General features: G+C 67.6%; 10 protein-coding genes. 4 read left to right on the top strand and 6 right to left on the bottom strand.

The window, feature by feature from the left end; all coding sequences use genetic code 11:
* Positions 1-17 precede the first annotated feature (17 nt).
* A complete protein-coding gene (locus AFR_RS42340) occupies positions 18-4853 on the bottom strand; it encodes an ExeM/NucH family extracellular endonuclease (RefSeq protein ID WP_041841582.1) in 4836 nt (1611 codons plus the stop codon).
* Positions 4854-5060: 207 nt separating this feature from the next.
* On the opposite strand from AFR_RS42340, the gene AFR_RS42335 reads away from it, so the two are divergent.
* A complete protein-coding gene (locus tag AFR_RS42335; protein ID WP_023563009.1) occupies positions 5061-6167 on the top strand; it encodes an outer membrane protein assembly factor BamB family protein in 1107 nt (368 codons plus the stop codon).
* A 3-nt stretch (positions 6168-6170) separates the two neighbouring features.
* Here the strand turns inward: AFR_RS42335 and AFR_RS42330 are convergent, their stop codons facing one another.
* A complete protein-coding gene (locus AFR_RS42330) occupies positions 6171-9248 on the bottom strand; it encodes a DEAD/DEAH box helicase (protein WP_023563008.1) in 3078 nt (1025 codons plus the stop codon).
* A gap of 118 nt (positions 9249-9366) precedes the next feature.
* Between AFR_RS42330 and AFR_RS42325 the strand changes: the two genes are divergently transcribed.
* Complete coding sequence (locus AFR_RS42325; protein ID WP_023563007.1) at positions 9367-10203, top strand: phosphoribosylaminoimidazolesuccinocarboxamide synthase; 837 nt, start codon at positions 9367-9369, stop codon at positions 10201-10203.
* A gap of 3 nt (positions 10204-10206) precedes the next feature.
* Here AFR_RS42325 and AFR_RS42320 read toward each other — a convergent pair whose 3' ends face one another.
* Both AFR_RS42320 and AFR_RS42315 read right to left on the bottom strand, forming a co-directional pair.
* Positions 10207-10794, bottom strand: coding sequence for a DUF6518 family protein (locus AFR_RS42320; RefSeq protein WP_041841581.1), 588 nt, complete (start codon positions 10792-10794; stop codon positions 10207-10209).
* 14 nt (positions 10795-10808) lie between these two features.
* Entirely contained in the window at positions 10809-11696 is an 888-nt protein-coding gene (locus AFR_RS42315) for a LysR family transcriptional regulator (protein WP_023563005.1), read from the bottom strand.
* A gap of 79 nt (positions 11697-11775) precedes the next feature.
* Between AFR_RS42315 and AFR_RS42310 the strand changes: the two genes are divergently transcribed.
* Complete coding sequence (locus AFR_RS42310) at positions 11776-12543, top strand: NAD(P)-dependent oxidoreductase (RefSeq protein ID WP_041843427.1); 768 nt, start codon at positions 11776-11778, stop codon at positions 12541-12543.
* Positions 12540-12932 (top strand): RidA family protein, encoded by a 393-nt coding sequence (locus AFR_RS42305; RefSeq protein WP_023563003.1) that lies wholly within the window; start codon positions 12540-12542, stop codon positions 12930-12932. Before AFR_RS42310 ends, AFR_RS42305 begins: the two co-directional genes overlap by 4 nt.
* Here AFR_RS42305 and AFR_RS42300 read toward each other — a convergent pair.
* Both AFR_RS42300 and AFR_RS42295 read right to left on the bottom strand, forming a co-directional pair.
* Complete coding sequence (locus AFR_RS42300) at positions 12929-13117, bottom strand: hypothetical protein (protein ID WP_023563002.1); 189 nt, start codon at positions 13115-13117, stop codon at positions 12929-12931. The two genes, AFR_RS42305 and AFR_RS42300, sit on opposite strands and share 4 nt — an antisense overlap.
* Positions 13114-13437, bottom strand: a complete 324-nt coding sequence (locus AFR_RS42295) for a hypothetical protein (protein ID WP_023563001.1) — start codon at positions 13435-13437, stop codon at positions 13114-13116. Before AFR_RS42295 ends, AFR_RS42300 begins: the two co-directional genes overlap by 4 nt.
* Positions 13438-13602: the final 165 nt, after the last annotated feature.

The following is a 13602-nucleotide window of genomic DNA, read 5'->3' as shown; positions in this document are numbered from 1 at the left end:
GCCTTTCCGCGTACGGGTTACTTGGTGATCTTCTGGGTGTGGATCTTCGCCGAGGAGGTGTTGCCGGCCTTGTCGGTCGCCGCGTAGGTGACCTTCAGGGTGCCCTTCTTGACGCCCTTGATGCCGACGCTCCACGTGCCGCGGGCCGTGGGGATCACGGTGATCTCCTTGGCCTGCGCCGACGCCTTGCGCTCCGAGGAGGCCTTCTCCCACTTGCTGCCGCTGTAGAAGTACCACTTGCCGGAGCGCTGCTCGATCAGCTTGACGCGGACCTTGGCCGCGCCGAGGCCCTTGTCGGACACCACGCCGGAGACCTTCGACCAGGACGAGGCCTTGGTCGGGCTGTTCGGCACCTGCAGCGCCACCGCCGGCTTGAACGTGTCCTTGGTGACCTTGATCGACGCGACCGTGACCGGCGCACCGGCACCGGCCGCGTTGGACGGCGTCACCTTGATCTTGAAGGTGCCGGCCTTGGTGTAGCTGTGCGCCGCGGAGGTGACGTTCGGCGACATCGTCGTGATGGCACCGTCACCCCAGGCCACCTCGACCTTGGTGGCACCGGTCAGGCCGGTCAGGCTGAGCTTCACCGATTGGGTCGCCCAGATCGAGGTCCGGTCCACGGTGTAACGACCCGGCTGAGCAGCCACGACAACCGTCGCAGAGCTCAAGGTCGCCGGCCCGGTGTTGCCGGCCTCGTCGGTCAGCGCGACCGAGACCTGATAGCTACCCACCTTCGCGTACGCGTGAGCAGCACTCGTGGCACCGGCGGCGAGGGTCTGCGGCGCGCTGCCGTCACCCCAGGTGATGACCCGGCGGATGCCCGCAGGGGTGCTCACGTTGTCGGCCAGGGCGGTCTGGGTCAGCTGGACCGACTGCCCGGGCCAGATCGCCGCGGTGTTCAGGGCGAAGGTGCCCGTCGGCGCCGTGCCGTCCAGCACGCCCGCCGTGGAGCGCGGTGCCGGGTCGGCCGTGACCGGGGAGTGCGCGGCGAAGTAGTTGACCAGCATGGTGAGGTCGTTGTCGCCGGTGGTCTTCCGGTCCGTTCCGGTGCCCAGGGTGGTGAAGTTGTCGCCACCCGAGGCGAGGAACGAGTTCGACGTCACGCGGTAGGTGCCCGTCGGGTTCAGCGTGACCCCGTTGAGCTCGAGCGACGACGCGATGATCCGCTGACCCCGCGGCTGCGCGGCGTCGTAGGAGTAGGTGAGCCCCTTCGACACACCGAGGTGCAGCACCGGCCGGGAAGCCCCGTCCGGCTGCCACTGCTCCTCGAGCACCTGCTTGATCTTGGCGCCGGTGAGCGTCTGTGTCACCACGTCGTTGGCGAACGGCTGGACCGAGAACGCGTCCGCGTAGGTGACCGTGCCGTCGGTCCCGTACACAAGATCGGCCCGGAGACCGCCGGGGTTCATGAAGGCGATCTGAGCACCTCCGCGACCGGCGGCACTGGTCTGGTCGAGCTGCACGTCGGCGATGAAGTTGCCCATCACCGATTCGATGCCACGGTTCTCGGTGCCACCGGTGTAACCCCGCTTGATGTCCGCGGTGATCTTGCCCAGGGGCTGCTTGCCGAGCTCGGTGGCGTTCGCCTTGGCGGTCGCCACGATGCCGGCGACCGTCGGGTCCGGCGTCGCACCGACAACCGGGAGCAGCTCCGCCGTCGACGCCGTCACCGAGTCGGTGGCGGGGTCGTAGGTGAGCACGGCCTTGCCGAGCTTGACGCCGTAGTCCTCGGCCTGGATCACCGGACGCGTGCGGTCCGTGCCGGGGATCGGCACCTGGAACGCGTACGGCTGGTGGGTGTGGCCGCTGAAGATGGCGTCGATGTCGGCGCTGACCTGGGTGAACTCGCCGAAGACCGGGTCCGCCACCAGGTCGGCCGCGGAGCCGATGTTCTCGGAGGCCGCGCCCTCGTGCGCGAGCAGCACCAGCACGTCGGCCTCGCCGTTCGTGTCGTTGCCGTCGGACAGCTGCGAGGCGACGGTGTTGGCCTCGGCCACCGGGTCACGGAACTGCACACCGGCGATGCCGTCCGGGCTGACCAGCGAACCGGTCTGCTCGGTGACCACACCGATGTAACCCACCCGGACACCGCCCAGGCTCTGCACGACGTATCCGGGCAGCACCCGCTTGTCGTCCTTGTAGACGTTCGCCGCGAGGTACGGGAAGTCGGCCCGGGTCTCGACCCGGCCCAGCAGGTCCGCGAGTCCCTTGTCGAACTCGTGGTTACCGACCGCCGAGACGTTCAGGTGCCCGGCGTTCAGGGCGTCGATCGTCGGGTTGTCGCCGTCGATCGCGGAGATGAACGTAGAGGCGCCGATGTTGTCGCCCGCCGACACCCACGCGGTGTTCGGGTTGGCCGCCCGCAGCTGGTTGACCATCCCGACGAGCTGGGCCGCGCCACCGACGGGCTTGCCGTCGACGGTGGCGGGGGACTCGAGCCGGCCGTGGAAGTCGTTGATGCTGAGCAGCTGCAGATCGACCGGCTTCGGCGCACCGGTGTCGAGACCGACCACGACCGGGTCATGGTCGCTCGCACGGTACGGGCCGGCGTCGTAGAACGGGGCGAACCCGTCGTACTGGAACGCGAACGACTCGACCGAGTTGATGTTCCAGATGTCCACGCCCGTGACCCGCTGCGCCATCGAGGCGGTGGCGAGACCGTGGTCGAGCGAGCCCGTCTCACCGGAGAACACGTACGAGTACTTGCCCTGCGCGTACGTGCTGTGGACGTCGGTGAAGCCCTTGTCGTACAGGGCCTGCAGCGGGTCCTCCTGCGTGTACGCGTTGAAGTCGCCGAGCAGCAGCACCTGGTCGCTGCCGCTGCTGGTCTTCAGGTCGTCCACGAACGTCGCGAGGGACTTCGCCTGCCGGACACGGTCGCCGTTGAACGGGCCCTGTCCGTCACCGGTGTCGACGTTGTCGCCGGTCGGCGTGGTCGACGCACTCTTCGACTTGAAGTGGTTGGCGACGACCGTGAAGGTGATCGACCCGGAGGTGAACGCCTGAGCGATCGGCTCGCGGGCGTTGGACCACACCGTCTCGTCGTTGATCGACCGGGCCGCACCCTTGGGCGTGACCTTGGCCGGCTTGAAGATGATCGCGGTCGTGATGAAGTCCTGCTGGGCGGCGGCGGGCAGCTCGGCCGGGCTGCGCACGTAATCCCACGTGCCCGCGCCGTCAGCCTCGTTCAGGGCTCCGACCAGCGTCTTCAGCGCCTGCTGCGGGTCCTCGGTGTTGAAGCGGACCGAGTTTTCGATCTCCATCAGCGCGACCACGTCGGCGTCCAGCGCCGTGATCGCCGAGACGATCTTCGCCTGCTGCTTGGCCAGCGCCTCGGGAGTCGTCGCACCGCGCGCCTCGCCACCGAAGTGCACGAAGTAGTTCAGCACGTTGAAGCTGGCCAGGCGGATGTCCCCGCCCACGTCGGCCGGTCCGGGCGTACGCGGGTTGGTGTCCTTGAAGGTCGTGCGACCGGTCGCGGGAGTGTCGGCAGCGACCGGGAGGGTCGGCTGCAGGCGCCACTCGCTGAAACCGAAGCCGAGCACGGACGGCGCGAAGGCCTCGACCGTGTCACCGACCCGGACCGGGTCGTCCTTGGACAGGTACGGCGGCGCGAGGCCGGCCGAGGACAGGTTGGTCGTCCGGCCGTCGTCCAGCAGGATGCGGCCGAGCTTGTTGGCCGCCTTGACCTGCGCCGCGGCGTCCGTGCCGGGACGAGCCACATCCGTGGGAACCCGCGCCGGCGCGTTGCCGGCCGCGAGCACGACCTCGCCGAAGCGGTTCGTGTTGAAGACGTCCGACACCGAGTACGCACCGACCGGCGCGACCAGCATGGACTCGGCCGACTCGCGGGCGTCGTCGGCCAGCGGCAGGCTCAGCGCGACGGGCGCCGGCAGCGGCGCGCCGTGCGAGCAGATCTGCACGTCGGCCTTCGCGGCGATGGCCAGCTGGGTGAGGCCGTTGAACTCGGTCGGGGTGCCACTGACCCGCACCAGGTCACCGATCGCGACTGCCGGGTGCACAGCGGCGTCGGTGGTCAGGTAGACAAAAATGCCGTCGGACGCGGTGCCGGCGGCCACGGGGCGATCGCCGCCGCTGCCCGCGGTCTGCACGTAAACGCCGTTGTAGCCACCCGCGCGGTGGTCGGCGGTCACCACACCCTCGACGGTGACACGGGTGCCGGCCAGCTCGGTCGCCGTGCCGGTGCCCTGCACCTGGGCGATCGTGTGATCAGGTGCGGTGGTGCAGCCGACGGGCGGATCCGGGTCCGGGTCCGGGTCGGTCACGACCGCGTTCAGCTTGCCGAAGCTGTTCGCCGCCGGGCCCTTCCAGACCCCGTCGATCTTCTGCAGCGACGAGCCCACCGGGGTGGAGTCCGGCTCCGAGACACCGATGTCCACACCGGTCATCCCGGCCGCAGGACCGCCGGTCGCCGTCATGGGCCCCTCGTACGTGAGGAACTCGGCGACGCCACCGGCCGCGTCCACCAGCGCGACGCCGTCGGGCGGACCGTTCTGAACACCGTTCACCGGGTACGCCTGCACGACAACACCGGCGGCCGGAACCACACCGCTGAGCGTCACGGTGTTGTACGCCGCGCCATTGGATCCGTTGTAGAGAACGATCTGCCAGCCGCTGAGATCAAACCCGGCCGGCGCCTGGATCTCGATCGCCTCGCCGCTGTCCGCACCCGCATTGTCGTAGTGAATTTCACTGATAAACGGTGTTTCGGCGGCTTTCGCGGCAGCGTTCACGGGTCCGGTGAAACTCAAGCCGAGAGCGGTGGCCACCACGGCTGCACCAACGGCGCGCAGTGCCGAGCGGTTGTACCGCTCGCGCATATATCGACGCATTTAGACCTGTCCTCCTGGGAAGTCAATGCGCCGCAGCGTAAGTAAGTCCAATGACGATCGACACTCGTTCAGGTAACGAAAGGGCATAGAGCTTTCATCAAGGGCCTGTTCCGTCGCCTTTCCGTCACTTTTTGCCGTTGTCGCACGAGGCCGGGTTTTCGCGGCTTACGTTACCCCCGCAAAAGCCGCAAACCACTGGAGGACCTCATGCTCGCCCAGCTCGCGACCGCCGCACTCCTGTCCGCCTGGACCGCACCGGGCTACAGCCCCGCCGACACCTACTACAACCCCAGCGAATCAGTGATCAACGCGGGCACCGTCAACGCCCTCGAGAGCCGCTGGACCGCACCCCTGGCCACATCACCATCCTGGTCCTGCTCAGGCCCGTCACAACCACTGGTCTCCGGCGGCCGGGTCTTCGTCACCGAAGCAACCGGCATCGCCGCCTTCCAAGCCGGAACCGGCCGCCTCTCCTGGCGCTACCGCTGGGCCAGCCCCGAAGACGAAAGCACACCCCGATTGGCCGTGGCCGGCGGCCTCCTGATCGCCGCCAACCACGGCTGCCAATCCCAGAGCGACCCGAATGGTGCCGTGCTCGCGCTCCACGTGACATCAGGCAAGGAAGCCTGGTCGGCCGGAACATCATTTCCGGTGGAGACCCTTGTCGTGGACAAGGGCATCGCCGCGGTGAGCGGCTCCTCAGAATCGGACACCCCGGAAGTGACCGGCCTCCGCGTAACCGACGGAACAGAACGCTGGACCCTCCTCAACTACAAGTCCTCCGGCGTATCCGCAAACGGCCGCCTAATGATCAACGGCGCGGGCACCCGCACGATTTCGATCACCACCGGAAAGGCACTCTGGAGCAAACGCGTGACCTGGAACGCTCAGGCCGCCACCCCGGCGGGCGACCGCTTCTACGTCACCGATCCGTCCCGCGCCCTGATCGCCGTAAACGCAGCAACCGGCGCAACGGCCTGGACGGCGCCGCGCAAGGCCAGCACACAGATCGCCGCGGATGGCCGCCGCGTCTACCGCGTCATTCCTCGCGGCATCGAAGCCCTGAACGCCCGGACAGCCCGCCCCGAATGGACGGCCACCTTCCGCGGCAACACCAGCCAGCCGGTTAGGGCGGGCGGGCTGCTCTACACAGCGGTGGACGCCGGCCAGCCCCTGGGCATCCTCCACGCCGCAACCGGCAAACGCGCCTCCACCGGCCATCAGATCGGCACCCTCAACCCCGGCCCAGTCACCGTCACCGGCGGCCGCCTCTACCTCACCCGCTCCAACGCCGTCTGGGCGTACGCACCCTGACGGCTAGGCAGCCATCACTCGCGCCGAGTGGAAGATGTCCGCCGGCAGGGCATGGTCGAGCAGCCACTGGATGCGCATCGGCCGATCCCCGGTGTGGCTCACGTAGGTCATGGGGCCGGCGTAGAGGTAGGGCTGCACCCCCAGATCGCCGTCCGCATCCTTGACGTCGCGGACAAAGAGGTGGACCGATGAGCCACCACGCACGTGATTGATGTATCGCTGACCGGTGGGAGACGCGGAGGACGTCGTGCTCTGCGACTCCCACTGGAACAGCGATTCGGTGATCGCCCTGTCCTGATACATCGTGGTGGGCGAGTAATGCTCCTCAGTCTTCGTCAGCGTGACGAAGAAGATGTCGGCGTTCTCGTCGGGCAGCCACTTGACGCCTTCGCGGATGTTGGCGGGATCAGCGATTCCAAACGCCGCCCCGATCTCGTTGCGCGAGTACCGAGCATGGATGCGCAGCGGGTTGACGCCGTTGGGATCCACCGGAACGGTGACACGCTCGATGCGGGACTCCAGCACATCGGCGATCTGATGCAACTCGGCTCGACGCTTGGGATAGTCAGCGAGGCGCTGAGCGCTGTCTTCTCGGGGGTTGCCCCAGAGGGACTGGCTCAGCATCGATCCGAGCCGACCGCGGACGACGTGGCCGTCGGCGAGCTGGCGCAGCGCGCGAAGTCGATCGGTGTCGTCGATGTGCAGCATCCGACCAAAGGCCGCGCTGAGAGCCTGGTCGTCAACCGTCCCCGGCGTCTCCAGGCCGGCGTCCTCGCGGAGGCCGGTCCAGCCGCGGCCACTCTTCCTCCGATAGAGGTCCTCAATTTCGAGGCCCGTCTCTTCGAGGAACTTGGCGAGCGTGACGGGCTCCAGGTGCCGGAGCTCAGCGATGAAGTCTTTACGCTGCAGCCGCAGCGCGGCGCGGATGTTGTCCAGCACGATCTTCTTGGCCACCCGGTCGAGCTCGATGTGGCAGCCGGCGGGCAGGGTGGGGAAGTCATGCTCGACGTCGTGGGCCAGAGTGCGTCGCGTGGCGCCGGTCAGAGCTCGGTAACGTAGGTCGAAGCGGAACTGGCCGTTCTGGCCACCGATGAAGTCAAGAACCGTGAGACAAGCTTTGTCGTCCGACAGGCGCAGCCCGCGGCCGAGCTGCTGAAGGAAGATGGTCGCGCTCTCAGTCGGACGCAACATGAGGATGGTGTCGACCTTCGGCAGGTCGATGCCTTCGTTGAAGAGGTCAACGGTGAACAGCATGCTCAGGCTGCCGTGTTCGAGCTGCCGGACGGCCTCGCGCTGTGTGGCACTGTCAACTCCCGAGTGGAGGGCGCGTGCCGGGATCCCCACTCGGTTGAAGCGCTCGGCCATGAAGTCGGCGTGTTTGATGCTGACGCAGAACCCGAGCCCGCGCATCCGCGCGACGTCGACCTTCTTGTTGACCGCCTCGATGACAAGACGGACGCGAGCGTCGTCGCCGGTGTAGACGTTCTCCAGCTGACTGATGTCGTAGCCGCGACCTCGTTTCCATCGGAGGCTCGACAGGTTCACTTCGTCGTGGACACCGAAGTATTGGAACGGCGCCAGCAATTGCCGTTCGAGCGCCTCCCACAGCCGCAGTTCCACCGCGGTATGGCCATCGAACCAATGCCTGATGTCTTGCCCGTCGGCGCGCTCCGGCGTGGCCGTCAGCCCCAGCAGGATTTTGGGCTGCAGCCTCTGAAGCAGGCGCTTGTAGGTTGCCGCCTCGGCGTGGTGGAACTCGTCAACGATGACCATGTCGAAGCGATCGGCATCGAGCTCATCGACGATCTGGTGAAGCGACTGCACCGACGCGAACACGTGCCGCCACTCCTGGGGGCGTTGGCCGCCGACAAAGAGCTCCCCGAAAGTGCCGTCTCGGAGCACTTGGCGAAACACTGCCTGGCTCTGCTGGAGGATCCGCTCCTGATGGGCGACAAAGAGCAGCGAATCCACGCCCTTCTGCCGTAGGCGGCGATAGTCCAAGCCCGCAACAACCGTCTTCCCGGTGCCGGTCGCCATGACCACCAGATTGTGGTGACGGTTGTGGACTTCTCGTTCGGCGTCGAGCCGCTCGAGAATTTCCTGCTGGTAGGGATAGGGCCGCACGTCGATACTCGTGATGTCGATCGGCAGGTCGCCCGGCGCTGGGCCTGCGGCCCTGGTCAGAGCCTGAGCGAGCCGGTCCCGATCGTCGGCATCACGCGGGTCGTAGGGCTCGAAGGCCGGATCGTGCCAATATTCGACGAAGGTGGCTCTGATCGTCTCAACGACCGCATCTTGCTGAAGCTGCGAGAGGCGTACGTTCCACTCCAGGCCATCGATCAGCGCGCTCTTGGAAAGGTTCGAGGAGCCAACATAGGCGGTGCTGGCCCCGCTATGGCGAAGGAACATCCACGACTTGGCGTGCAACCGCGTCGTCCGCGTCTCGTAAGAGATTCGGATCTCAGCGCCCAACTCGGCCAGCCTGTCCAAGGCTCGCTGCTCGGTGGCGCCCATGTAGGTCGTTGTGATGATGCTGAGCCGGCCGCCCCGGGCGATGAGCTGACGAACGGCGTCCTCGATCAGGCGAACGCCATGCCACTTGATGAAGGCGCACAGCAGCTGGACCTCGTCAGCGGAGGCCATCTCCTTGTTGACCTCGGTGCCGATGCGCGGCTGCCCGCGGCCATTGGTCAGGAGAGCGCCGGAAGCGAACGGCGTTTCTGGACGGACCGGGAAGACCACCTCGGCGGGAGCGGGCGGACGCGGAACGATCGCCGTCAGCAGTTCGGCCGGTGCGCTCAGCAGATCGTCAGGCTGAACCGCTCGTGGCGCTGCAGCCTGGATCGCTTCGGCGATCTGGTTGGCCAGATCCAGCTGCGCCTGCAGACGGGCCGCACCCTGCCCCGTCACACCCTTCAGGGCGCGTTCAGCGATGGCGGCAAGATGCCTGCCGAGCACCTCGTGAGAATCGGCAGGGTCAAGCTCGAGCCTGTCGACGAGATCTTTGTCGAAGGCAGCCAGCTGTCGCTCGAGGCCACGCGTGATGATGCGCTCGTACGCGCCTGCAGAAAGGTCCGTCACGTCGGCAACATAGCGTGAGGGTCGGACATCATCCCGTGGTTTGTGGCCGTCGTCAGGCTGGTGAGGGTGCGTCCGATAGCGTGAGCTGGGTTGGATCCGTTGCTGCTGAGGGGTACTCGTGGAGCTGTTGCACTCGGGGAAGGTTCGGGATGTTTACGCCGATGGCGATGACATCCTGCTGGTGGCTTCTGATCGGGTCTCGATCTACGACGTGGTGCTGCCGACCGCGATCCCCGACAAGGGCAAGATCCTCACGCAGCTGTCGCTGTGGTGGTTCGAGCAGTTGGCGGATGTGGTGCCCAACCACATCATTTCGGCGACCGATGTTCCCGCGGAGTGGGCCGGGCGGGCTGTTCGGTGTGAGCGGCTCGAGATGGTCATGGTCGAGTGCATTGCTCGGGGCTACCTGGCTGGGTCGGGGCTGAAGGAGTACGAGAAAGACAGTGCTGTTTCCGGTGTTGAGCTGCCGCCGGGGCTGATCGAGGGGTCGAAGCTGGCCGAGCCGATTTTCACCCCGACGACGAAGGTTGCTCCTGGGGAGGGGCACGACGAGTTCATGACCTACGCCGATGTTGAGGCTTCGGTCGGGGCTGATGTGGCGGCTGAGCTGCGGAGGATCACGCTCGAGGTGTACCGGCGGGGGTCTGAGGTGGCGGCCGCCAAGGGGATCATCATTGCGGATACGAAGATTGAGCTCGGGTTGGCCGGGGGGTCTTTGAAGCTTGGGGACGAGCTGCTGACGCCGGATTCGTCGCGGTTCTGGGCTGCTGACGAGTGGAAGCCGGGCGGTACGCAGCGGTATCTCGACAAGCAGTTCCTGCGGGACTGGTCGTCGTCGCTGACCGGGTGGGATCGGACCGCGCCGGGGCCGGAGATTCCGGACGAGGTTGTCGAGGCTACGCGGAACCGGTACGTCGAGGTCTACGAGCGTCTGACCGGCGACGCCTGGCGGTAGGACTCAGGCGAATCCGGCCAGTTCGAAGCCGAGGAACCCGATCGCGGCCAGCGGCAGTGCCGCCGCCAGAGCTAGAAGCCGGACACGGTTGGACCGGCCGACGATGACGATCAGCGCGAGGCCGAGGGCGGCTTCGATGACCGCGGTCGCGATCAAGTTGCGGTTGAGCAGGCGTGCCGCTTCAGCGAGCAGGACCGCTGCCGGTAGGGCTGTGCCGGCGATCTGGTGCCATCCCGAGCTGCGGGCCCAGACGCCGGCCGGTCCGAACACCACGCCGGCCAGGACGCCGAAGAACATCCACAGCAGGGATGTGGGTGCCCACGCGTTCGAGAGGTTGTCCTGCTGGATGAGGGTTGCGGCCAGGTAGTAGCTCGGCACCGCGATCACCAGGAGGGTCACCGCGGCGGCTGCGGCGCGCAGGAGACCCGTGCGGACCCAGCAGCCGAGGGCGAACGCTGCGACCGCCCACACCGCCGACGAGTTGGCCAGGTTGGCCCACGGGTACGGCAGGATCTTCTGCAGGATGAAGTCGACGACGCCGAGCGCCACACCCCCGAGGCAGGCGACGAGGGCTAGCTTGCGGGCAGGCACGAACCCATACTGCCTTACAAGATCAAGGCAGCTTCACGTAACAGCTCGAGCATGTGGATGACGTTCGGTGCGGGCCGGCGGGCGGTGGCTGCGAAGACCTGGCGCACCGAGGCGTCGTCGGGGTGCAGGCGGAGCAGGACCAGGTCGGCCGGTGTGGCGCGGACCGCCAGGGCGGGCACCAGGGCGACGCCGAGGCCCGCCGCGACGCAGCCCAGCTTGCCGGTCCACTCGGCCGCCACGATGTCGATCTTCGGGCGGAAGCCGCCGGGCAGGGCGGCCCGCAGCAGCGTTTCCTCGGCGGTGGCCGAGCCGGCGATGAACGAGTCGTCCGCCAGTTCGGCCAGCCGAACCGTGCGTCGCCCGGCCAGCCGATGGTCGGACGGGACCGCGACCAGCAGGCGTTCGTCGAGCAGGTGGTGCAGATCGAACCGGGTGGCGTCGAGCGGCCGGTCCGGCGGCGCGCTCACCACGGCCAGGTCGGCGTCACCCGCCGCGAGCCGGTCCAGCAGCCCGGGTGTCAGGCCTTCGACCAGAGACAAGTTCGCCTTCGGGTACGCCGTCCGAAAAGCAGCGAGCGCCCGCGGTACGAGCGCGGCAACCGCAGTCGGGAACGCACCGACCCGCAGTCGTCCCCCGCCGACCTCGCGTAACGCGTCGAGGTCGTGCTGTGCCGTGGTCAGCCGGGCGAGCATCGCGGTGGCGTGGGGCAGCAGCGACCGGCCCTGCTCGGTGAGTTCGACGCCGCGGGCGAGCCGGTCGAAGAGGTCGGCGTCCAGGTCCTTCTCCAGGGCGGCGATCTGGCGGGAGACGGCCGACTGCGTGTAGCCGAGCGCGCGGGCAGCAGCCGTGAACGAGCGTCGCTGGGCCACCGCCACAAAAACCTCGAACCCCTGGATCTGCATCCACTCATGCTAGTTGCGCATCGCTTGCATGCCGAACATTCGCTGGTGGCATGGCTGGGGGCTCAATAGCGTGGGAGTCATGACACAGATCGCTGTACTCGGGACGGGGCGCATGGGCGCCGCCATCACCCGTCGACTGCTCAGCCGCGGGCACGAAGTGACCGTCTGGAACCGTACCGAGGAAAGGATGAAACCGCTGGTGGCCGCAGGTGCGAAGGCGGCCTCGGCGCCGGCTGACGTGGACGCCGACGTGGTCATCACCATGCTGACGGACGCGGCCGCTGTCCGCGACGTCGTGGCAGCGACGTCTCTCCGGCCCGGCACCGTGCTCGTGGAGATGTCGACCATCGGGCCGGAGGCCGTACGCGAGCTGCGGGTGCCCGAGGGCGTGGACCTGGTCGACGCCCCGGTGCTCGGCAGTGTTGGCGCCGCCGAGGCCGGGCAGCTGAACATTCTGGCCGGCGGAGCGGTCGATCACGCCCGGCCGGTGCTCGAAGCGCTCGGTGAAGTGCACGACTGCGGCCCGCTCGGCAGCGGTGCGGCACTCAAGCTTGTGGCGAACACCGCACTGGGCACGGGCCTGGCTGCGCTCGCTGAAACGGTGGCTGTGGCCCGAGCGGCCAATGTGGACATCGACACAGCCTTGTCCGTCCTTGCTCATGGTGCACTTGGGGGTGCGGTCCGACGAGCCCAGCAACCGGACGCCGCGTTCCCGATCTCGCTCGCCGTCAAGGATCTCGACCTGGCTCTCGGCCTCGTCTCGTCACCCTTTGTCGAGGCCGCCGCGGCTGTTCTGCGGGCGGCACCGGATCAATCAGCCGATCTGGGGACGGTGGTCGGAGCGTGAGAGTCACTCTTGACAGTCCGCCGCCGGCGCCGTTCGGGGACCGCTTCGCACACGTAGCACGGCTGGACTTCGGCGGCGGATCGCTGCTCGTCCTGTCCGGTCAGGTCGCCGTGGACGACGCCGGTGCGGTCGTGGCACCCGGAGAGGCCGGTGCGCAGGCGGAACGGATCTTCGCCATCATCGGGGGAGTGCTGGCCGCGCACGGTGCCGGCTTCAGCGACGTGCTTCACGTGCGGACCTTCATGACGAATCTCGACGACCTGCCGCAATACGCCGCCGTACGCGGAAAGATCTTCACCGGTCAGCCGCCGGCCAGCACCACGGTCGAGGTGAGCCGGCTCTTCCTGCCCGGGGCAGTGCTCGAAGTTGAGGTGACAGCCGCGCTCTAACCGGCCAGCGACTCGGTCTCGCGCGTCTTCGGCCAGGCCGCCTTGCTGCCGCATCCTTCGCAGCTCAGCTGGTCGCCGCAGTGCGAGCACCAGTCGTTGGTGCGTCGGAGATACCACCCCAGGGCCACGCCGGCGAGCAGGCTGGCCAGTCCGATGAGGGCGGCGAGCGCCACGGCTCCGGTCACGAGGCGGGTCCACCCATGGCATACGCCCCGTCGCCGCCGAGGCGCGGGCGGCGAACCGCCAGCTTGTCGGCGCTCTGGTCCAAAGTGGGGTCCTTGTCGGCGCGGGACGTCACGTAGGAGGCCGTGAACGTGTCGACGCCGGTGCCGCGGTGCGAACCGGGCCGGTAGGTGACCGTGACAGCGCGGGGTGAGGATGCTTCGATCACGCCCGCCCGCCAGCCGTCGCGGTAGACCCAGACGGGGTCGGCCTTGTGATAGCTGTCAGCCGGCGCGACATCCGCCGGATCTCGTTGCGGTGGGGCGATGGACGGGGTCGACATCGAGAGCCTCCTGGTTCCCGGACTCGGTCCTCGGCGTGACTCGCGAGTTGGTCAAACTTTCAGCACGCTGTGTCAGCAGCCAAGTAACCGCCTGTCAGATATCATGCTCGGGATCAAGTGCGTCCGCAAGGCCGTCTGCACGTGCATCTGCCACGTGCGAGGCGC

Origin of the sequence: Amorphoplanes friuliensis DSM 7358 (assembly GCF_000494755.1) — a bacterium.
Taxonomy (GTDB): domain Bacteria; phylum Actinomycetota; class Actinomycetes; order Mycobacteriales; family Micromonosporaceae; genus Actinoplanes; species Actinoplanes friuliensis.
The sequence above is the reverse complement of the archived record's forward strand: the minus strand, read 5'-3'. Positions and strand labels throughout refer to the sequence as shown.